Annotated in this window: 20 protein-coding genes and 1 riboswitch; of the genes, 9 read left to right on the forward strand and 11 right to left on the reverse strand. The window is 52.5% G+C overall.

The window, feature by feature from the left end; genetic code table 11:
- Nucleotides 1-21: 21 nt before the first annotated feature.
- On the reverse strand, nt 22-639 hold the full coding sequence (gene plsY, locus N0B36_RS17075) for a glycerol-3-phosphate 1-O-acyltransferase PlsY (RefSeq protein ID WP_016154536.1): 618 nt from the start codon (nt 637-639) through the stop codon (nt 22-24).
- 106 nt (nt 640-745) lie between these two features.
- Between plsY and folB the strand changes: the two genes are divergently transcribed.
- Together folB and bacA are read left to right on the forward strand one after the other, a co-directional pair.
- The gene (gene folB, locus N0B36_RS17080; protein WP_003828442.1) at nt 746-1,114 is read left to right on the forward strand and encodes a bifunctional dihydroneopterin aldolase/7,8-dihydroneopterin epimerase; all 369 of its coding nucleotides are present in this window, start codon (nt 746-748) and stop codon (nt 1,112-1,114) included.
- 86 nt (nt 1,115-1,200) lie between these two features.
- Nucleotides 1,201-2,019 (forward strand): undecaprenyl-diphosphate phosphatase, encoded by an 819-nt coding sequence (gene bacA / locus N0B36_RS17085; protein ID WP_016154535.1) that lies wholly within the window; start codon nt 1,201-1,203, stop codon nt 2,017-2,019.
- A 52-nt stretch (nt 2,020-2,071) separates the two neighbouring features.
- Here the strand turns inward: bacA and N0B36_RS17090 are convergent, their stop codons facing one another.
- Both N0B36_RS17090 and N0B36_RS17095 read right to left on the reverse strand, forming a co-directional pair.
- Complete coding sequence (locus N0B36_RS17090) at nt 2,072-3,307, reverse strand: multifunctional CCA addition/repair protein (RefSeq protein ID WP_047414044.1); 1,236 nt, start codon at nt 3,305-3,307, stop codon at nt 2,072-2,074.
- A 61-nt stretch (nt 3,308-3,368) separates the two neighbouring features.
- Nucleotides 3,369-3,989, reverse strand: coding sequence for a TIGR04211 family SH3 domain-containing protein (locus tag N0B36_RS17095; RefSeq protein ID WP_016154533.1), 621 nt, complete (start codon nt 3,987-3,989; stop codon nt 3,369-3,371).
- A 241-nt stretch (nt 3,990-4,230) separates the two neighbouring features.
- Between N0B36_RS17095 and N0B36_RS17100 the strand changes: the two genes are divergently transcribed.
- From N0B36_RS17100 to glgS, 4 genes are all read left to right on the forward strand, one after another.
- On the forward strand, nt 4,231-5,532 hold the full coding sequence (locus tag N0B36_RS17100) for an inorganic triphosphatase (RefSeq protein WP_259688659.1): 1,302 nt from the start codon (nt 4,231-4,233) through the stop codon (nt 5,530-5,532).
- 125 nt (nt 5,533-5,657) lie between these two features.
- A complete protein-coding gene (gene glnE, locus N0B36_RS17105) occupies nt 5,658-8,498 on the forward strand; it encodes a bifunctional [glutamate--ammonia ligase]-adenylyl-L-tyrosine phosphorylase/[glutamate--ammonia-ligase] adenylyltransferase (protein WP_094761979.1) in 2,841 nt (946 codons plus the stop codon).
- Nucleotides 8,499-8,557: 59 nt separating this feature from the next.
- Nucleotides 8,558-9,991, forward strand: a complete 1,434-nt coding sequence (hldE, locus tag N0B36_RS17110) for a bifunctional D-glycero-beta-D-manno-heptose-7-phosphate kinase/D-glycero-beta-D-manno-heptose 1-phosphate adenylyltransferase HldE (protein ID WP_016154530.1) — start codon at nt 8,558-8,560, stop codon at nt 9,989-9,991.
- Between the two features lie 307 nt (nt 9,992-10,298).
- Nucleotides 10,299-10,505 (forward strand): cell surface composition regulator GlgS, encoded by a 207-nt coding sequence (gene glgS / locus N0B36_RS17115; RefSeq protein WP_019077704.1) that lies wholly within the window; start codon nt 10,299-10,301, stop codon nt 10,503-10,505.
- Nucleotides 10,506-10,539: 34 nt separating this feature from the next.
- Here glgS and ubiK read toward each other — a convergent pair whose 3' ends face one another.
- Nucleotides 10,540-10,836, reverse strand: coding sequence for a ubiquinone biosynthesis accessory factor UbiK (gene ubiK, locus N0B36_RS17120; protein ID WP_003024618.1), 297 nt, complete (start codon nt 10,834-10,836; stop codon nt 10,540-10,542).
- Between the two features lie 132 nt (nt 10,837-10,968).
- A riboswitch (FMN riboswitch) is annotated at nt 10,969-11,118 on the forward strand.
- Between the two features lie 106 nt (nt 11,119-11,224).
- On the opposite strand from ubiK, the gene ribB reads away from it, so the two are divergent.
- Nucleotides 11,225-11,878, forward strand: a complete 654-nt coding sequence (gene ribB, locus N0B36_RS17125; RefSeq protein ID WP_016154529.1) for a 3,4-dihydroxy-2-butanone-4-phosphate synthase — start codon at nt 11,225-11,227, stop codon at nt 11,876-11,878.
- 83 nt (nt 11,879-11,961) lie between these two features.
- Here ribB and dsbI read toward each other — a convergent pair whose 3' ends face one another.
- Genes dsbI through N0B36_RS17140 form a run of 3 tightly spaced genes read right to left on the reverse strand, consistent with a single transcriptional unit; the run spans nt 11,962 to nt 15,142 of the window.
- Nucleotides 11,962-12,639, reverse strand: coding sequence for a protein-disulfide oxidoreductase DsbI (dsbI, locus tag N0B36_RS17130; protein WP_259688660.1), 678 nt, complete (start codon nt 12,637-12,639; stop codon nt 11,962-11,964).
- 14 nt (nt 12,640-12,653) lie between these two features.
- On the reverse strand, nt 12,654-13,322 hold the full coding sequence (locus N0B36_RS17135; protein WP_049283280.1) for a thiol:disulfide interchange protein DsbA/DsbL: 669 nt from the start codon (nt 13,320-13,322) through the stop codon (nt 12,654-12,656).
- Between the two features lie 23 nt (nt 13,323-13,345).
- Nucleotides 13,346-15,142, reverse strand: coding sequence for an aryl-sulfate sulfotransferase (locus N0B36_RS17140; RefSeq protein WP_016157489.1), 1,797 nt, complete (start codon nt 15,140-15,142; stop codon nt 13,346-13,348).
- 397 nt (nt 15,143-15,539) lie between these two features.
- Between N0B36_RS17140 and N0B36_RS24415 the strand changes: the two genes are divergently transcribed.
- Nucleotides 15,540-15,716 carry a hypothetical protein gene (locus tag N0B36_RS24415; protein ID WP_072033368.1) on the forward strand — a complete coding sequence of 59 codons (177 nt, stop codon included), beginning with the start codon at nt 15,540-15,542 and terminating at the stop codon, nt 15,714-15,716.
- Between the two features lie 65 nt (nt 15,717-15,781).
- Here the strand turns inward: N0B36_RS24415 and zupT are convergent, their stop codons facing one another.
- A complete protein-coding gene (gene zupT / locus N0B36_RS17145) occupies nt 15,782-16,555 on the reverse strand; it encodes a zinc transporter ZupT (protein WP_047499224.1) in 774 nt (257 codons plus the stop codon).
- Between the two features lie 147 nt (nt 16,556-16,702).
- Between zupT and ygiD the strand changes: the two genes are divergently transcribed.
- Nucleotides 16,703-17,491, forward strand: a complete 789-nt coding sequence (gene ygiD / locus N0B36_RS17150; RefSeq protein ID WP_131380106.1) for a 4,5-DOPA dioxygenase extradiol — start codon at nt 16,703-16,705, stop codon at nt 17,489-17,491.
- 87 nt (nt 17,492-17,578) lie between these two features.
- Here the strand turns inward: ygiD and N0B36_RS17155 are convergent, their stop codons facing one another.
- The 3 genes from N0B36_RS17155 to tolC form a co-directional block, all read right to left on the reverse strand.
- On the reverse strand, nt 17,579-18,739 hold the full coding sequence (locus tag N0B36_RS17155; RefSeq protein WP_016154522.1) for a glutathionylspermidine synthase family protein: 1,161 nt from the start codon (nt 18,737-18,739) through the stop codon (nt 17,579-17,581).
- Between the two features lie 5 nt (nt 18,740-18,744).
- On the reverse strand, nt 18,745-19,422 hold the full coding sequence (locus tag N0B36_RS17160; RefSeq protein ID WP_259688661.1) for a DUF1190 family protein: 678 nt from the start codon (nt 19,420-19,422) through the stop codon (nt 18,745-18,747).
- 147 nt (nt 19,423-19,569) lie between these two features.
- Nucleotides 19,570-21,048, reverse strand: coding sequence for an outer membrane channel protein TolC (gene tolC / locus N0B36_RS17165; protein WP_085951078.1), 1,479 nt, complete (start codon nt 21,046-21,048; stop codon nt 19,570-19,572).
- Nucleotides 21,049-21,173: the final 125 nt, after the last annotated feature.

A 21,173-nucleotide genomic window follows, 5' to 3' on the forward strand; every position in this document is an offset into this window, starting at 1 on the left:
CGTCGCTATCCGACATTAAAATCACTCTGGGTCTCTTTCGCGTTTTTTCTTCAGCTTGGTCCAGATCTTTGGCTCCTGACGACGCCACAGACGCTGAATGTTGTCATGGTGGCGTAACAGAATTAAGCACGACAGCATGGACACCGGGAAAGTGAACTGGGGATTGAACCACCAGACGTAAAAGGGGGCGATCAGCGCGCTGACGATAGCGCCTAATGATGAATAGCCGCTTAATAAGACGGTCAGCAGCCAGGTTCCGGCCATCACGCCGGTTAAATCCCAACCAATCGGCGCAATTGCGCCAAAGGCGGTGGCAACGCCTTTCCCACCTTTAAAGCCGAAGAAGACCGGCCAAATGTGACCCAGACAGGCGGCGATCGCGATCAATCCCAGCCAGAAGGGGCTAATGCCTAGCGCATAGGCACCCCAGACGGGTAACATACCTTTCAGGACGTCGAAAATCAGCACCGCGACGGCGGCTCCTTTGCCACCGATGCGCAATACGTTTGTCGCGCCCGGATTCCCAGATCCGCTGTCACGCGGGTCCGGTAATCCAGCAAGGCGGCATACCAGAATAGCACTGGAAATTGAGCCACAGAGGTACGCGAAGATAATCATTCCAGGCGCGATTGCACTCATAAGCTGTTCCGTTTTGAAAATGTCGTGTAAAACGCTACTTCTGTGGATAATACGCATATTTCGCCGGAAGTGGTATCCGGGTTAGCCAAAAAGCAGGCAGGTCGTGATGGATATTGTATTTATAGAGCAACTTTCTGTAATCACCACTATTGGTGTTTACGACTGGGAACAAACGATCGAACAACAGTTGGTGTTCGATATCGAAATGGCGTGGGACAACCGTAAATCGGCTAAAAGCGATGATGTGGCTGATTGCCTGAGCTATGCTGATATTGCTCAAACGGTTGTTAATCATGTGGAAGGCGGGCGCTTTGCGCTGGTCGAACGCGTGGCGGAAGAAGTGGCGGATCTGCTGCTTAGCCGTTTTAATTCTCCATGGGTGCGGATCAAACTCAGTAAACCTGGCGCGGTTGCCCGTGCGGCGAACGTCGGGGTTATCATTGAGCGTGGCAATAATCTGAAAGAAAATAATTAAATTAATAATATCTAAACCAAACGGGTATAAAAGGGTCTTTATGTCGGCTCGTTTTCGCCGTGGTTTATCTATCTAGAGGTTCATTAATGAGTGATATGCACTCGCTGCTGGTGGCGGCAATTTTGGGTGTGGTCGAAGGATTGACGGAGTTTTTACCCGTTTCCAGTACCGGCCATATGATTATTGTTGGCCACTTGTTGGGTTTTGAGGGTGACACCGCAAAAACATTTGAGGTGGTTATCCAGTTGGGCTCTATCCTGGCGGTCGTGGTGATGTTCTGGCGACGCCTGTTTGGCCTGATTGGCATTCACTTCGGTAAGGTCCCACATGAAGGCACTGGCAAAGGTCGGCTGACGCTGGGCCATATCCTGTTGGGGATGGTTCCTGCCGTCGTACTGGGACTGATTTTCCACGACATCATCAAATCGCTGTTTAACCCGATCAACGTCATGTATGCGCTGGTGGTAGGGGGCGTGCTGTTGATTGCCGCAGAATGCCTGAAGCCGAAAGAGCCGCGTGCGCCGGGTCTGGATGATATGACTTATCGCCAGGCGTTTATGATTGGCTGTTTCCAGTGTCTGGCGCTGTGGCCGGGTTTTTCTCGTTCCGGGGCGACGATTTCTGGCGGTATGCTGATGGGAGTAAGCCGTTACGCGGCCTCCGAATTCTCCTTCCTGCTGGCCGTGCCGATGATGATGGGCGCAACGGCGCTGGATCTCTACAAAAGCTGGACGTTCCTCAGCGCATCAGATATTCCGATGTTTGCAGTTGGTTTCGTGACGGCGTTTATCGTGGCATTGGTGGCGATCAAAACCTTCCTGCAGCTGATTAAGCGCATCTCGTTTATTCCGTTTGCGATTTACCGCTTTATTGTGGCGGCAGCCGTTTACGTCGTGTTCTTCTGATTTTGCTAGCTTGCCGGATAGCGGCGTTAACGCTTATCCGGCAATGCACTGTCTATGCTTTCGGGCAACGTTGTTCTTTCCAGGCGGCCACCGCCGCGATCCGACGCCGGGTCAGTTCCTCGCGAATAGCCTGACCTTTGAATCCCGCCTCAACGACGTCTTTCGTTGGTACCGCCTGCGCAACCTGCCAGGCTTCACGCAACAGCCTGCCTTGTGGATAATCCGCCGCTTCAAAACCGGTTCGCCCACGCACGTCGGCCTCGCTGGTCAGGGCGATTTGCTCCACGCGCTGCGGTTTGCGCCAGGCATCGATGGAATCAAACAGCTTAACGATGGTTTTCGGCTGCAGGATCGGGAAGGTATGAATGAGGTCGTGGAACTCGGCTACCAGTTTGGCTAAATCACGGATGTCATTCGGCACGCGCAGGCGTTGGCACAGTTGCTCGACCAGCTTAACGCCAGCCGGACCGTGACCGTGGTGGCGTGGCCACAGCGCTTTTGGCGTCAATGCCTTGCCAAGATCGTGGCACAGCGTGGCGAAACGCACGTCGACCTCCGGACTTAACATGGCCGCCATCGACAGCGTCATCAGCGTGTGAATACCGGTATCAATTTCCGGGTGCCATTGCGCGGGCGCGGGAACGCCAAACAGGGCATCTACTTCCGGAAACAGGACGTGCAGTGCGCCGCAGTCGCGCAGGACCTGAAAAAATACCTGTGGGTTACGGGTGGTTAAAGCACCTTCTGTTTCTTTCCACACCCGCTCTGGCGTCAGGTGCTCCAGTTCCCCTGCGGCGTTCATATCGCGCATCAGCGTCATGGTTTCTTCAGCGATACGAAAACCGAGGTGCGCATAGCGGGCAGCAAAGCGCGCCACGCGCAGCACGCGCAATGGATCTTCGCTAAAGGCGGGGGACACATGGCGTAGCAGACGGTTTTCCAGATCGTCGCGTCCGTTATACGGATCGATAATCTCGCCGTCGTCATCGCGGGCCATTGCGTTGATGGTCAGATCGCGACGCTGAAGATCAGCCTCCAGCGTCACATCCGGCGCGGCGTAACAGGTGAATCCGGTATACCCCGAGCCTGATTTGCGTTCGGTACGCGCCAGCGCATACTCTTCCCGGGTTTGCGGATGCAGAAACACGGGAAAATCGCGGCCTACCTGCTGGTAGCCCGCGTCGAGCATCTCTTGCGGCGTGGCGCCGACAACAACCCAATCTTTATCTTTAATCGGTAGCCCTAATAACGCATCCCGAACAGCACCACCGACCAGATAAATCTTCACGCCACTTTCCTTTTGAAATTATGATCCCTTAATCATATGTCAGTGCGGCGGAGAAGGCGATTCAGTTCATCCAGCGATCTTTGCGTTTACGGCTGGGGATCATGTGTGGCAGAACCAGGCCGAGCAACAAACCAAGACCTAGCACGCCGCCGCCGTACATAAACCACTGCATGATGATGGTGCGCTGTTTGTCATCAAGCTGAAGGTTGGCTGCGCTGACCTTCTTTTGCGCCACGATAAGCTCGTTCCTCAGCTTCTGGTTTTCTTGTTTCAGCCCGTCGATTACGCTGTCGCTTTGCGACACTTTTTGCTGCATATCGGCGGTGCGCTGATTCCATGTGGTGTCGATATTATTGAGCTTATCGGTCAAGGTCTTGACCTGGTTTTCCAGATCGGGAACGCGGGTACGCAGGCTCGGCGTACTGTTCAGCTCTTTCAGTGGGATCCAGGCGGTACGTCCGGTGCTGTCTTTCACCTGGGCGTAGTTAGTGTTGGCATCGGTCTGTAATAGCGTGACTTCCTCGCCGGCGTTAACCGTACCCACGAGGCGATAATTATCTCCCGGACCGCTGCGGACCCAGGTGTTCAGTTCGTCAGAAACATAGCGCTTTTCTTCGGCATGAGAGACTGCAGTGGCGCTAAGTGCGAGTAAAGTTAATCCAATCAGGCGTAATTTTGGCATCAGGCTGTCGTTATTGTCATAGAAAGTGGAACGATAGTAGTGGCATCAGTGTCTCTACGCAAAGCATTCGACATCAATCGGAATCATCTGTGTCCTTTTTGCCACCACTCAAAACTTTTACGCCCGTCAAATTGCTCGTTGCATGGCAATTTGGCGCAAAATACTATCTACTGACCATAAAGAACGAGCTTAGTTCGCAGTCAGTTTTCTCAACTGTGACATAACCCATAAGTACAAGACCATGGCCCAGGAAATCGAATTAAAATTTATCGTCAATAGTGACGCTGTAGATGCGCTACGTGAACGTCTGAATACGCTGGGTGGAGAGCATCATGCGCCCAGCCAGTTGCTGAATATCTACTACGAAACGCCGGATGCGTGGCTGCGTGGTCACGATATGGGGCTGCGTATTCGCGGTGAAAACGGTCATTACGAAATGACCATGAAAATTGCCGGACGAGTGACGGGCGGCCTGCATCAGCGGCCGGAGTTTAACGTTGCGCTGAACGCGCCAGAGTTGGATCTCACCCTGTTCCCAACGGAAGTCTGGCCTGATGGCAAACTGCCCGCTGAACTTGCCTCTCAGGTACAGCCGCTCTTCAGCACCGATTTTTACCGTGAGAAATGGCACCTTGATATCGACGGTAGCCGCATTGAAATGGCCCTCGATCTCGGGGAAGTGAAAGCGGGCGAGTTGGCTGAACCTATCTGTGAGCTTGAACTGGAGCTGTTAAGCGGCGATACCCGTGCAGTATTGAAGCTGGCAAACCAGCTGGTATCGCAAACCGGTTTACGCCAGGGCAGCCTGAGTAAAGCGGCGCGCGGCTATCATCTGGCTCAGGGGAATGCACCGCGTGAACTCAAACCGACGCGCATTTTGAAGGTTCCGGCAAAAGCGAGTATTGAGCAAGGGTTGGAAGCGGCGCTGGAGCTGGCATTATCACAGTGGCAGTACCATGAAGAGCTGTGGGTGCGCGGCGTCAAAGGGGCGAAAGCCGAGGTGCTGGCTGCGATGGCCCTGGTGCGTCACATTCTGATGCTGTTTGGCGGTAATGTGCCGCGAAAAGCGAGTGCTCACTTACGTGATTTGCTGACCCAGTCGGAAGCGATCATTGCGTCTGACGTTTCTGCCGTTTCCGCGGTTTACAGCACGCAAACGGCGATGGCCAAGCTGGCGCTGACCGAATGGCTGGTGACCAAAGGGTGGCAGCCGTTCCTTGATGCGAAGGCGCAGGGTAAAATAGCCGACTCCTTTAAGCGTTTCTCAGATACCCATCTCTCGCGCCATGCTGCTGAACTGAAAACAGCTTTTGCTCAGCCGCTGGGCGATCAGTACGCCGATCAACTTCCGCGCCTGACGCGCAATATTGATAGCATGCTGATGCTGGCGGGATACTACGACGAAAATGTCGCATCGGAATGGATCGCCACCTGGCAGGGTTTACGTCACGCCATTGCGGCTAACCAATACATTGAAATTGAACACTTCCGCAACGAGGCGATTGCTTTGGAACCGTTCTGGCTGCACAGCGGAAAACGATAATCAGGGTGAGGCCGGGATGCCTGATGGCGCTGCGCTTATCAGGCCTACGCGATGGGCGGAAGCGTCATGCAGGCTGGATAAGGCAACATGCCGCTGCCCGGTACTATTCAAAGGATAATCCATAAATGAAGCAGCTCTCTTCACCGTTACAGCAGTACTGGCCGACCGTTGTTGAGCGGCTGCCAGCAGCAATATCTGAGTCCTCGCTTAGCATTCAGGCGAAGTCAGTGCTTACATTCAGTGATTTTTTTCGCGACAGCATTATTGCCCATCCCGAATGGCTGGTCGAACTGGAAAGCACGCCACCCGAGGCGGATGAATGGCAACACTATGCTGATTGGTTACAGCAAGCATTGGTCGACGTTAGCGATGAAAACACGCTGATGCGTGAGCTGCGCCTGTTTCGCCGTCGCATCATGGTGCGTATCGCCTGGGCGCAGACGCTGTCGCTGGTGACGGAAGAGAGTATCTTGCAGCAGCTAAGCCATTTGGCTGAAACGTTGATCGTCGCCGCGCGTGACTGGTTATACGCCGCCTGCTGTCGTGAATGGGGTACGCCCTGTAATCCACAAGGTGTTGCGCAACCGCTGCTGATTTTAGGCATGGGGAAACTGGGTGGCGGCGAACTGAATTTTTCCTCTGATATCGATCTGATTTTTGCCTGGCCGGAGCACGGCAGTACGCAGGGTGGACGTCGCGAGCTGGATAACGCGCAGTTCTTTACCCGTATGGGCCAGCGGCTCATCAAAGTGCTGGATCAGCCCACAATGGATGGATTTGTCTATCGGGTGGATATGCGTTTACGCCCGTTTGGCGACAGCGGCCCGCTGGTGCTGAGCTTTTCCGCGCTGGAGGATTATTACCAGGAACAAGGGCGCGACTGGGAACGCTATGCGATGGTCAAGGCCCGCATTATGGGCGATTGCGACGGTACTTACGTCAGTGAGCTTCGCGCTATGCTGCGGCCTTTTGTCTTCCGCCGCTATATTGATTTCAGCGTGATCCAGTCTCTGCGTAACATGAAAGGAATGATTGCCCGCGAAGTGCGCCGCCGTGGCCTGAAAGACAACATTAAGTTGGGTGCGGGCGGTATTCGTGAAATCGAATTTATCGTGCAGGTATTCCAGCTTATTCGCGGTGGGCGCGAGCCGTCATTGCAATCCCGCTCGCTGTTACCCACGCTCAGCGCCATCAATGCGTTGCACCTGCTGTCAGATACCGACGCGGAACAACTGCGCGCAGCCTATCTCTATTTACGTCGTCTGGAGAACCTGCTGCAAAGTATCAATGATGAGCAGACCCAGACGTTGCCAGGCGATGAACTGAACCGCGCGCGGCTGGCGTGGGGGATGAACGTCGATGACTGGCAGCAGCTAACCGATGTGCTGGCCAGTCATATGGACAACGTGCGCCGGGTGTTTAACGAGTTGATTGGCGATGACGAAGCAGAAACCCAGGAAGAGTCGCTCTCAGAACAGTGGCGTGAACTGTGGCAGGACGCATTACAGGAAGATGACACCACGCCGGTGCTGACGCATCTGGCGGATGACGATCGCCGGCGCGTGCTGTCTCTGATTGCCGATTTTCGCAAAGAGCTGGATAAACGCACCATTGGCCCACGCGGACGCCAGGTGCTGGATCACTTAATGCCACATCTGCTGAGCGATGTCTGTTCGCGTGACGACGCCTCAGTCCCGCTGTCACGCATCACACCGCTGCTGGTAGGCATTGTGACCCGTACGACCTATCTGGAGCTGCTGAGCGAATTCCCCGGAGCGCTTAAGCATCTGATTTCGTTATGTGCCGCCTCGCCGATGATCGCCAGCCAGCTGGCGCGGTATCCGCTGTTGCTCGATGAACTGCTGGATCCGAACACCTTGTATCAACCCACTGCGACGGATGCCTACCGTGATGAACTGCGCCAGTATTTGCTGCGCGTGCCGGAAGATGACGAAGAGCAGCAGTTGGAAGCGCTGCGTCAGTTTAAGCAAACGCAGTTGCTGCGCATTGCCGCGGCAGATATCGCTGGTACGCTGCCGGTGATGAAGGTGAGCGACCACTTAACCTGGCTGGCGGAAGCTATTATTGATGCGGTAGTCCAGCAGGCGTGGATGCAGATGGTCGCTCGCTACGGGCAACCCACTCATCTTAACGAGCGCGAGGGGCGCGGTTTTGCCGTCGTCGGGTATGGCAAACTGGGCGGCTGGGAGCTGGGCTACAGTTCGGATCTTGATTTGATCTTCCTGCATGACTGTCCTATGGACGTGATGACGGATGGTGAGCGTGAGATTGACGGGCGACAGTTCTATTTGCGTCTGTCGCAGCGCATTATGCACCTTTTCAGCACCCGCACCTCATCCGGTATTTTGTATGAAGTGGATGCGCGGCTGCGTCCTTCCGGCGCGGCGGGAATGCTGGTGACATCAACCGAGGCTTTCGCTGATTACCAGCGCAACGAAGCCTGGACGTGGGAGCATCAAGCGCTGGTGCGCGCTCGAGTGGTGTACGGCGACCCACGGTTGACCTCTCAGTTTGATGCGATTCGTCGCGATATCATGACCCTCGTCCGCGATGCGAAAACCTTGCAGACCGATGTGCGCGAAATGCGTGAGAAAATGCGTGCCCATTTGGGCAATAAGCATCGCGATCGTTTTGATATCAAAGCGGATGAAGGCGGCATCACCGACATTGAGTTTATTACGCAATACCTGGTGCTGCGCTATGCGCATGAAAAACCGAAGCTGACGCGCTGGTCGGATAACGTGCGCATTCTGGAGTTACTGGCGCAAAACGACATTATGGATGAGCAGGAAGCGCTGGCGCTTACCCGTGCTTATACGACGTTGCGCGATGAACTTCATCATCTTGCATTGCAGGAACTTCCGGGCCATGTGGCGCCGGAGCACTTCGACGCTGAACGTACGCTGGTGCGTGACAGCTGGCAGAAGTGGCTGGTTGCCGAGTGAAGTGTGCTATTATCGCGCGCAAATTTTAAGACCCTCAGAGAATCTCTCAGGAGACAGGAATGAAAGTAACGCTGCCAGAGTTTGAACGTGCAGGAGTCATGGTTGTCGGTGATGTGATGCTAGATCGCTACTGGTACGGTCCTACCAGCCGTATTTCACCTGAAGCGCCGGTTCCGGTGGTGAAGGTTGATACCATTGAAGAACGTCCCGGTGGCGCAGCAAACGTGGCGATGAACATTGCCTCTCTGGGAGCGAATTCGCGTCTGGTCGGCCTGACTGGGATTGACGACGCGGCGCGTGCGCTGAGCAAAACGCTGGCGGATGTGAACGTAAAATGTGACTTCGTTTCTGTGCCAACTCATCCGACGATCACCAAACTGCGCGTGCTTTCCCGCAACCAGCAACTGATTCGCCTGGATTTCGAAGAAGGTTTTGAAGGCGTGGATCCGCAGCCACTGCATGAGCGTATTAACCAGGCTCTGGGCTCCATTGGCGCTTTGGTGCTCTCCGATTACGCCAAAGGCGCGCTGGCAAGCGTGCAGCAGATGATTGCTCTGGCGCGTAAGGCTGGGGTGCCGGTGCTTATCGATCCGAAAGGGACCGATTTTGAACGCTATCGTGGCGCAACGCTGCTGACGCCGAATTTGTCTGAATTTGAAGCGGTGGCCGGTAAGTGCAAAAGCGAAGATGAACTGGTTGAGCGCGGCATGAAAGTGATTGCAGATTTCGACCTTTCCGCGCTGCTGATCACGCGTTCCGAACAGGGTATGACGCTGCTGCAACCGGGCAAATCGCCACTGCATATGCCGACGCAGGCGCAGGAAGTGTATGACGTGACGGGGGCGGGCGATACGGTGATCGGCGTGCTGGCAGCGACGCTGGCGGCGGGGAACACTCTGGAAGAGGCGTGCTATTTTGCTAATGCCGCAGCGGGTGTTGTCGTCGGTAAACTGGGGACTTCCACCGTTTCCCCGATTGAACTGGAAAACGCCGTGCGCGGTCGGGCCGACACTGGCTTTGGCGTGATGAGCGAGTCTGAGCTGAAACAGGCCGTAGCCAGCGCCCGCAAGCGCGGTGAGAAAGTGGTGATGACCAACGGCGTGTTCGACATCCTGCATGCGGGCCACGTTTCCTATCTGGCGAATGCGCGCAAGCTGGGCGATCGTCTGATCGTGGCGGTAAACAGCGATGCTTCGACCAAACGTCTGAAAGGCGAAACGCGCCCGGTCAACCCGCTGGAACAGCGCATGATCGTGCTGGGCGCGCTGGAAGCCGTCGACTGGGTGGTCTCTTTTGAAGAAGACACACCACAGCGTCTGATTGCCGGCATCCTGCCGGATCTGCTGGTAAAAGGCGGCGACTATAAGCCGGAAGATATTGCGGGCAGCAAAGAAGTGTGGGCGAACGGCGGTGAAGTGCTGGTGCTGAACTTTGAAGATGGCTGCTCAACGACCAATATCATCAAGAAGATCCAAAAAGACAGCGATAAATAACAAATGCTGGAAACGTATCGAACTTTTGGATTCGATACGTTTCTTGCTATTGATGCTGCTGTTTTCTTCAACCCAGAGTAAAGGAATAAGGGGAGAGGGGATTTCTCCCCCCGATTTACTTTTACATGACGTCACAATAAGCGTGCGTCACGCTGACCTTAAATCCGACCCCTCTTAGATTTCGTGGGAAACTGTGAACCAGCGCAGTGGGTTTGCGCACAATATGTACAGAATAACTTCGCATCCAGGGAAATACTGAAATTAGAAAAAGCATATGGCCTTAACAGATATTCAATAACTGGAGGGTATGCTCATGAACAGCAATATGTATTCAATGAACAATTTCGATTTCCTGGCCCGTAGTTTTGCCAGGATGCAAGCTGAGGGCCATCCCGTAGATATCCAGGCGATAACTGGGAATATGGATGAAGAACATCGTAGCTGGTTTTGCAAACGCTATGCGCTGTACTGCCAGCAGGCGACGGAGGCCAGGAAGCTAGAACTGGAACACTAACAGAAAAAACGGGCCTTGCGGCCCGTTGTCGTTTTTACTCTTGCGGATCGACTGACGGGATCGCGGGAGCAGGTTTAACTTCTGCCGTTTTTTCACGCGATTCCAGCTCAGTCAGACGTTGCTCAAGCAGCGCCAGCTTTTCACGGGTACGCAGCAAAACCTGAGTCTGTACATCAAACTCTTCACGGCTTACCAGATCCAGACGGGTCAGCTGTGACTGCAGCGTTTGACGAATTTTCTTCTCGACGTCTTCACCAAACTCGCGGATCCCTTTCGGCATCGACTCGTGAACCTGACGAGCAATCTGCTCAATTTTTTTCGGGTCAATCATTGTGGTTTCCCTGAACTGGTACGTGTTGTTGCCTATTGTAGTGCGAACTGGCACAGGCATAAACCAGAATTGTGTGAAGCTAAGACGAGTAAAGGCGTTGATGAAGGTAATCAATAGCGTTATAGTTAACCCGCTTATTCTCAGGGCGGGGCGAAATTCCCCACCGGCGGTAAATCAACTCAGGTTGAAAGCCCGCGAGCGCTTTGGGTGCAAACTCAAAGGTCAGCAGATCCGGTGTAATTCCGGGGCCGACGGTTAGAGTCCGGATGGGAGAGAGTAACGATCCAGTCGGGCATGGACCCGCTCACGTTATTTTTTTGCCGCTTAGACGGTACTCCTAAGACTGCCCTGATTCTGGTAACCATAATTTTAGTGAGGTTTTTTTACCATGAATCAGACGCTACTTTCCTCTTTTGGTACGCCTTTCGAACGTGTTGAACTTGCGCTGTCTGCGCTGCGTGAAGGACGCGGTGTGATGGTGCTTGACGACGAAGATCGTGAAAACGAAGGCGATATGATTTTCCCGGCAGAAACCATGACCGTTGAACAGATGGCTCTGACCATTCGTCACGGCAGCGGTATTGTATGCCTGTGCATCACTGAAGACCGACGCAAACAGCTCGATCTGCCAATGATGGTGGAAAATAACACCAGCGCTTACGGTACCGGTTTTACCGTGACCATTGAAGCCGCAGAAGGCGTGACCACCGGCGTTTCCGCTGCGGACCGTGTTACTACGGTGCGTGCGGCAATTCAGGATGGCGCTAAACCTTCCGATCTTAACCGTCCGGGGCACGTTTTCCCGCTGCGTGCTCAGGCAGGTGGCGTGTTGACCCGCGGTGGTCACACTGAAGCAACCATCGACCTGATGACGCTGGCAGGATTTAAACCGGCAGGCGTGCTGTGCGAACTGACCAATGACGATGGCACCATGGCGCGTGCGCCAGAATGTATCGAATTTGCCGGCAAGCATAATATGGCGGTAGTTACTATCGAAGACCTGGTGGCTTACCGTCAGGCGCATGAGCGCAAAGCCAGCTAATCGCAAATTACCACGTTAGTCGCGGTAAGTATAAAAAACCGAAGCCATCTTCCAGGCTTCGGTTTTTTTGTTTCTTGCTCCGATTATTTGGTTCTCACCCGCTTTAATGCCCATGCGCCGCTCATAATGACGAGCAACAGTAAGCACAAACTAAAGGCCAACAAACAGGCCTGCGCCATGTTCATAAAATGCCAAGGCGGGATCAGATACCAGCCTTCTGACTGCTGGTACAGATCGACAAACCACTTTTGCGTACTGCTGAGCGCCACGCCGTCGGGAACGATGGGAGCGTCATAGCCGCAATCTCCTGTGGGTTTAAACCACTCCGGAGCCCAGTTTGCCAGAGGCAAATTAAAAGGGAATGTCGGATCGGTGGAACATCCCTGTACGCCAAACAGCGAATCCGGGTCCGGGTTATGTACAGCATAATGAATGCCGTTAAGTTTGATGGAGAACTTAATGCCCATGATGCTGCCGTAAAATGCCGCGATACAACCGATGAGCTTCAGAACAACATTTTTGGGGTTGATTGCCGCAATCAATCCGCCAAAAACCATCACCAGCATGGCAAAGCGAATGTAGACACATTGCTCGCAGGGGGCCATGTAGAGATAGATTTGGAAGAACGAGTGCGCCAGAATAATCAATCCACCCATTGCGCAAGCCATCAACAGCCACAGAAAGCGCTGTTCCTGCCATCTCACCAGGGTATCAACCGGTGTATTGCGTAAGTCTCGCCACGATCCTTTTTTGAAAGCCATAGCCGGGTCCCTGTTTATTTTTTCGCGAGCTCTCTGACAAGCTCAGCCATGGAATCAATAGATTTGATATTTTTGGTGTAGATCAGGTATTTACCATTGACGACGTAAGCCGGAACGCCCTGGATTTTGGCGACATCATATGCTGCTTTCCATTTCTCCAGCGTTTGCTGGACGGCAGGATCCTTCAATGCCGCGTCAAAATCAGCCTGGCTCATGCCCGCTGCATCCAACCCTGTTTTGATGAATGAGGCGGGATCTTTACCCTCTGACCAGCGCTCTTTCTTATCGTGGTAGGCGGCGTAATAAGCAAACTTGGCTTTTTTAAACTGTGATTTGGCGTCAAACAATGAAATACCTGCAGCCATGTCCCTGGCAATCATTACGGCAAAGATTTCACTGGCCTGCTTACCGTATTCCCCTTTGGTTTCCAGATGAAACGGAGTGAAAGTAACGACATCGGAGACTTTGTCTGACACGGGCCCTGTCACGGCTTTATCATATTTGTAGCAAAATGGGCAGGCGTAACTGAATACTTTGATTAACGTCTTATCAGCATTGGGAATTGGTTTTTCCAGAACCATATAGTCAGTGCCTTCAGTAAACGCTGATGCTGCAAACGGTGAGGCCAGCGCGGCGGTTAATACCACACTTTTAAATAATGAAGTGATCCATTTAGATGACATAATTAATCCTTAATCTAATGTAATTATTTAAACATTTGGCGTGGATGAACCAGCAATGCACGGTAGTGAGTTTGATTTGGCTTATCGGACAGGACATTAATTTCGACTTTGACTTCTTTTGTTTTGTAGTCAATTTCGTTGATTTTTCCGATGGTTGGCTGTCCAACGTCAAATAAATTAATCGAACCACCAAAGCCAAACATGGTGTCGCGATCTTTTTGATATTCGATAACCGAGGTGATAGGGCTATAAAAATCATAACCGCGCTCTTTTCCGTACTCCCAAATTTGCTGGACGGTCCCTTTTTTCTCGTCAATTTTATATTCGACGAAACGGGAGTATTTCATTGTTGGTAACGCCGGTTGTTCGAGTCCGCGGCCATCGCCGTTGTCAAAAATGGTAAGCGTTCCTTTGCTGGAGAGCCATGCGGTGTGTTGAGTGTAGGTAAAATCGAAATCGGTATTCTCGCACTTGCCATTTTCATCACATTTCAGTGCGTTGCCTTTATCATCAACCGGTTTTAACAGCTTGCTTGCCAGCGCCTTATTCCAGCCTTTAGACGGTGCAAGGATCCACTTAACCTGTTTATCGCGACCGATTTTGACAACCCCCTGATGGCGGGAAGAGATAATGATGGCGTCGTCTTTGGCGTCAAAGGCGATGGAGTTAACGTGCGCCCAGTTACGACCAGCACCCACGCCGAGGGCGTCACCGTAGGGGGTATCTGGCTCCAGTTTTGCCTGCTGGCCGGCATGAGCGAGGTCCACGTTGACGCATACCGCGCCCGCATCCAACGCACCCAGCAGTGCATCACGCATCGGATCGAGAATTTTTGTCAGATCCCACACGTCAACAACACGACCGGATTTGTCGACTTCAATAATCTGGTCGCGGATAGTTTGTACGTGAATGCCATCTTCCTTGCGATAGTCCCGTTTACCCACGCGAAGCAGTACGGTGCCGTTCACCGTTTCGACGGACTCATGCGATGCGTCGAGGAATCCGCGCGGCAGCTTATGGTCGGCCAGAATCTGGCCCATCATATCGAACTCATACCAATGCTGGCCCTGTACGGCGGTGAAGGTGCCGCGCGGTGTCTCCCGTATGCCCATCAGGTAACCGCGCTTGTTGATATCCATGTCATGACCGTCATAGAAAGTGTCCTGATCCAGCCACCAACGATATTCGCCTTCCGTATCAACGACAAAGGTAAAGGGTGCGATATCAAAGGGTAATGCGCCACCGGCCGGACCAGCATCCAGGATACCGGCATTTTTATCTTTTTCACCATGCCAGTGGAATTCTGCGCCCTGCGCGGTAAAGGTGTGGGTATTCACCAGATAGAGACGGTCTTCAAAGCCAGGTGCGACCTTAATAACGTTTGTTTGCTGTAAATCGGAAATAGAACGGTTATCCATGTAGTGATTAACGATGGCAGATGTTTGCACCACGTAATCTTCCTTGATGGCCTTGCCATTTTCTTTATATTCAACAGTGACCTTATTAGCGAACTTTTGATAAAGGCCAAAAATAGGAACCCCATCGTAGGTGGCGAGGGATTCTTTGCCGACAGTATAGGTAATTGGGACTCCTTTTTCACCTTTACCATGAACGGTAACTTTAACATCCGAAATAACGTGACTATCTAATTCAACCAGTGCGGTAAGAGGGGCGTTTCCGTATGGGTCAACGACTATCGCACCCAATTTTCCTGCGGGCTGGGCTGGTTGGAAACCTGCGGCAAATGAATTCCCTGCGGCAAAGCCAAACGTCAGTGCAAGCGTTCCGGCTAGAAGTGTTTTTCGGTACTGTGTAAACATGGATATATCTCCTTATATTATCTTTAAATATAACAGTGCTGAATATATTATGTTTTTACGATGTGAATATAATAAAAAATGGTATTGCTGATGCTACTTTTATGGTGAATATATTAATATTGATGAAATGTATTATTTTGCAGGTGCTAATTTTTATTATTTTTTGGATGGTATGAGTGCATTATTTTAAGGGCAATATTTATTATTGCGCAGTGTGATCTTGTCGACATTGTTTTATTTTTTATAACGGTGTTAACTATTTGCATAGCTGCTGGTTTATATGATCGAAATCATATATTTGTTTCTGGAATATGCCACTATAGGAGTATGTCAGAATAAGGTTGTGTAAAATTTTAACGTTAAATGTTTAATGATGTTAAATTTTAAGGGTAAAAGAATGTTTATCGCCTGGTACTGGATTGTATTAATTGCACTCGTTGCAGTTGGTTATTATTGCCATATGAAGCGTTATTGTCGGGCATTTCGGCAAGACCGGGATGCATTACTCGAGGCGCGAAACAAACTCTTTCGTCATTCTGGCGAAGATAACAGCGCGGTTAAGGAACAGGAATAGTCCTTCACGTTCTGCTATGGATGAGCGGATGCTGTAAATTAGCAGGGTGGCATCCGCCCTCTGAATTAGCCGATCCCCATGGACTGGAGGATGACAAGACTTAACCCCATCACCGACATTCCACAAAGTACCCCATAGCTGGGATTATTATTCGGGTCGATCTCTTTTGCCAACGGCATTAGCTCATCGACGGACAGCGCCACCATAATTCCTGCGACTGCTGCCATTATTGCCGCCATCACCACCGGCGAGATCAGGCTCCCCAGAATTAACCACGCCAGTACGCCACCCAGGATTTCCGCCATGCCCGAGATCCCGGCCCAGAATATCGCCGTACGTTTGGAGCCCGTGGCTGCATAAACTGGACCCGCAACGGCTAATCCTTCAGGAATATTGTGTAATGCGACGGCAAGGGCAATACCAAAGCCCAGCTCGAGGTTGCTGCTGGCGGTAACAAACGTCGCTATCCCTTCAGGGAAGTTGTGCAGGCTAATGCCGAGCGTTAATAAAATCGCAGTACGTTTAATGGAGCCGGGCAGAGGCCGCGTGGTTTTCTGTACCAGATCCTGAGGGTGCGCATGCGGCAATAGGCGGTCCAGGCCAAAGTATCCCAGTAAGCCAACGATAAACATTCCGTAGCCCAATATCGGCGACATACCTTCAGCAGCCAGTGCGGCTGGGAGCATCTCCATCAGTGAGATCAGTAACATAATCCCTGCGGCGAAGCCTAACGAAAAGGCGAGCACGCGGTTGGAGGGTTTTTGCCCTAACACGCCGAGAAATGCGCCGATAAACGTGGCGGCGCCTGCCAGTAAAGTCAGAAGTAAAGGTACTGACATCGACAAATAAAACTCCTTATCAATCTGCTGTCCGGGTTGGATCGTCAAAATAACTGATGATCTTCATCATGGTTATCTGAGTTCTTCATCAGCCGAATAAGCGTATTGTGGTGGTATCAAAATGACTCCCTCAGTAAGGATATCATCATGTCTTCAACTCGTATGCCAGCATTGTTTTTGGGCCACGGTAGCCCGATGAATGTTCTGGAAGATAACGTTTATACCCGCGCCTGGCAGCAACTGGGGGAAACGTTGCCGCGCCCGAAAGCTATTGTGGTGGTCTCGGCGCATTGGTTCACTCGTGGCACGGGCGTGACGGCGATGGAAGCGCCTAAAACAATCCACGATTTTGGCGGTTTTCCACAGGCGCTGTATGACACCCATTACCCGGCTCCTGGATCACCGGAACTGGCGCAGCATCTGGTTGACTTGCTGGCCCCGGCGCCCGTTACCTTAGACAAAGAGGCGTGGGGTTTTGACCACGGTTCATGGGGCGTGCTGATCAAGATGTACCCGCATGCGGATATTCCGATGGTGCAGCTGAGCATTGACAGTACCAAACCTGCAGCCTGGCATTTTGAAATTGGCCGCAAGCTGGCGGCACTGCGTGATGAGGGCATTATGCTGGTAGCCAGCGGTAACGTGGTGCATAACCTGCGCACTGCGCGTTGGCACGGTGAGAACACGCCATATCCGTGGGCGACCTCATTCAACGAATATGTTAAAGCAAACCTGACATGGCAGGGACCGGTTGAACAGCACCCGCTGGTGAACTATCTCGATCATGAAGGGGGATCGTTATCGAACCCGACACCGGATCACTATCTGCCGCTGCTGTATGTATTAGGTGCCTGGGATGGCAAAGAGCCGGTGACTATTCCTGTTGACGGTATTGAGATGGGAAGTTTGAGTATGTTGTCGGTGCAGGTCGGATGATAAATGCGCCCGATGGCGCTGCGCTTATCGAGCCTACAGTTCGTGCTGTAGGCCGGGTAAGACGCAGCCACCACCCGGCACTCTCAGTCATTCGACAAAAATATGCGGATAGAAACGCGAGAGATCCTGCGTGATCAACGCGCGGTCTTCGCGAATGCCGATGCCAGCTGGTTGATCGTTGATTAGCCAGCTGCCGATCAACATATAGCTGTCGCCAAACTTCGGTAGCTGATGGAATTGCTGCACGATCATACCTTCTTCGCCGTACGGCCCTTCCACTGCTTCGATCGTTTTACCGTTTTCGATAATGGAAACGTTCGCGCCTTCACGTGAGAAGATCGGCTTTACGACGAATTTATCCATCTGAGGATAGTCATCTTCGGCGAAATACGCAGGCAGCAGATTCGGATGATCCGGGAACATTTCCCACAACAGCGGTAATAACGCTTTGTTGGAGATGATGCTCTTCCAGGCTGGTTCCAGCCAGCGAACGCCAGCGTCTTCCAGCTTAGTGGAGAACATTTCACGCAGCATGAATTCCCACGGATAGAGCTTGAACAGGTTAGCAATGACCTGATCCTGCATATCCGTGAACTGACCTTTTTCACCAAGACCAATATCTTCGACATAGAGGAATTCAGTGGCGATTTCAGCTTCGGCAGCGCAATCCTGTAGATACTGGATCGTTCCGCGGTCTTCCACCGTATCGCGACAACAGGTCAGATGTAGCAACTGAAAACCATACTGCTCACGCAGCTCGGCGAAACGCTCGATCAGCTTTTCCTGCAGACTGTTGAATTGATCGCTGCCTTCCGGCAGGTTGCCTGCATTGAGTTGGTCTTCCAGCCAGATCCACTGGAAAAACGCAGCTTCGTACAGAGAGGTTGGCGTATCGGCGTTGTTTTCTAACAGCTTAGGCTCGCCCGTGCCGTCCCACGCCAGATCGAGACGCGAATAGAGCGACGGTTGCTGTGTCTGCCAGGACTGGCGGACAAAGCCCCAGGTATGCTTCGGAATGCGAAACTTGGTCATCAGCTCATCGCTGGCGATGACCCTTTCCACCACTTTGAGGCACATTTGATGCAGCTCTGCGGTGACCTCTTCCAGCTTTTCTACCTGAGCAAGCGTGAGCTTATAATACGCATCCTCACACCAGTACGGCTCGCCGTACATAGTGTGAAAGTTGAAACCGTATTCGGTGGCTTTATCGCGCCAGTCCGGGCGCTCAACAATACTGACTCTTTCCATGACGATCAGCCGCCCATTGAACGAGTGGTAGTACCGCTTGCGTTACGCTGCATGGTGCTCTGTTTAGCCACAGATTCGCCAAATCCACCGCGGGTTACGGTAGAGGTGGTAGCCGGTTTCGGCGCCATGGCGGTTTTCGGTACGGTCATGGTGCGACCCGGCGTTGCGGCGCCGTAGTTTTTGCCGCCGGCATCCGTATATTTGCCGTATGCCGGGCTGGCCGGATTTTTCGAGCTGAACAGCGGCTGCTGAGCGCCCATACCGCCACCCATCATGCGGCCCATCATATAGCCTGCCATCAGCGGCATCCAGAAGCTGCCGCTGCTTTGATTCTGCGCCTGAGCCTGGCCTTCACCGGTCGGCGCCATGCCCGCTTGTGCAGGTGCCTGTTGGCACTGGCCTTCGCCGAATTCAGCGATACAGTCTTCGCGAGTGGCGTATTTTGGCGCGGTGCGTTCAGCTTCTTTCAGCGCATTGTTAAACGCGGTGGTACATTCGGCGCTTTTACCCGGATTAGCTGCAGAGCAGTCGTCCGCGTTCTGATAAAGCGAAACCGTTTCGTCACTCTTTTCACAGCCCGCGAGCATAAAAACAGCGGTAACTGCCAGAGCGACAGGAGTCAGGTGGCGCGCGCTCCAGCTTTTGCGGAACGAGGCGTGATGTATAGATTTTGTCCGTTTCATTTATGTCTTCCAGGACCCAGTGGTAACTCTGCTCAGAATAGAGGATGACTGGTCGAAATTGAAGCGGGAAGAGGCGAGAATGCGGAAGAAGGGGCGGATCTTTACGTTGCCTTACGTTCAGACGGGGCCGAAGCCCCGTCATCAGCATCAGTTACGGAACGGGTTGTTACCGTTGCTGCTGGTTGAACGTGCAGCCGTTGGTTGAGCCGCAGGCATATTGCCGTTGCTGTTAAAGTCATTCACAGCGGCATCTTGCTGCGGATTTTGCGGCGCAACGTTATCCGGAGAAGTCGGGATCGGTTTACCCAGCGTATTGTTCAGCGCCACCAGATCCTGCTCGTTCAGCGTACCGAGCGCAGATTTGACGTTAAGCTGGTTGATAAGATAGGTATAACGCGCATTCGCCAGTTGCTGCTTGGCGTTGTACAGCGTGGTGGTGGCATCCAACACATCCACGATGGTACGGGTACCTACGGAATAGCCTGCTTCCATCGCATCTAAAGAGCTTTGGGCAGAGACAACCGCTTGTTTGTACGCGTTAATGCTACTGATAGAAGCATTAATGTTGTTGAACGAAGAACGCACGGTTTGCACCACGCTGCGGTGCGCGCTTTCCAGTTGTTCGCTCGCGCCAACAAAGTTGTACTGCGCTTGTTTCACCTGCGAGTTAACCATCCCGCCCTGGTACAGCGGCAGCGAGAAGTTCAGACCAATTTTGTTCTGGCCCATGTTGCTGTCGTCGTACTGGGAGGTGTTGGTTTTCGACCCACTGTAGGAGGTGTCAGAAACGCCGGTAGAGGCGGTCAAACCCAGCGTCGGTAAGTGACCATCCTGCGCCAGACGAATCTGTTCACGCGCCAGATCCTGGCTCAAACGCGCCTGCAATAATGAGAGGTTGCGGTTTTCTGCTTCTTTCAGCAGCGCGTTCACCGCCTGCGGTTTGTTGGTTTTAAAGCCATCAACGTTCAGCGAAGCCAGTTCCGGGTAGTAGTTACCGGTCACCTGGCGCAGCTGTTCTACCGCGTTGTCCAGATTGTTACGCGCGGTAACTTCGTTCGCCAGTACGGTATCGTATTGTGAACGGGCGTTCTGTACGTCAGTGATGGCGACCAGGCCCACGTTAAAACGCTGTGTGGTCTGATCTAACTGACGATAGACCGCATCTTTCTGTGCCTGAGTGTAAGACAGCACGTCAATCGCGTTCAGTACGTTAAAATAAGCGGTAGCGGTATTCAGGATCAGCGTTTGCTGATCGGTCTGATACGTTACGTCCTGGATGCCTGCTGATTTTTCTTGCAGCGTCAGGGCACGCCATTTAGACATGTCGAACAACGTCTGAGTCAATTGTAATGACGCGCTGGTTGCGTTGGAGTTGACGCCATTTGCATCACGGTAGCCATTGCTGTAGGTGTAATCGGCACCTAAACCTAGTTGCGGCAGTAATGGGCTACGCGCTTCGTTAATTTTTTCGAATGCAGCATCGCGATCGGCGGCGGATTTACGCAATTCCGGGTTGCTCAGGCGTGCTTGCTGATAAACCTGCATCAGGTTTTCTGCCTGGCTCAAAGTAGTGAACCCCGACAGGCTCAGGCCGATAAGGATGGGGAGCAATTTCTTCATTTGCATTCCTTGTTGTGAAGCAGTATTTAGCGCTGATCAAATTGTAAAAATATTTGCTGATTCTAGCAGAATCCGCCACTTCAAAAAGTTGGCGTTACGTGCCATACGGCGTTAATTTGCATCAATTTAAC

The sequence above is a fragment of the Citrobacter sp. XY323 genome (assembly GCF_025106035.1).
Taxonomy (GTDB): Bacteria; Pseudomonadota; Gammaproteobacteria; order Enterobacterales; family Enterobacteriaceae; genus Citrobacter; species Citrobacter braakii.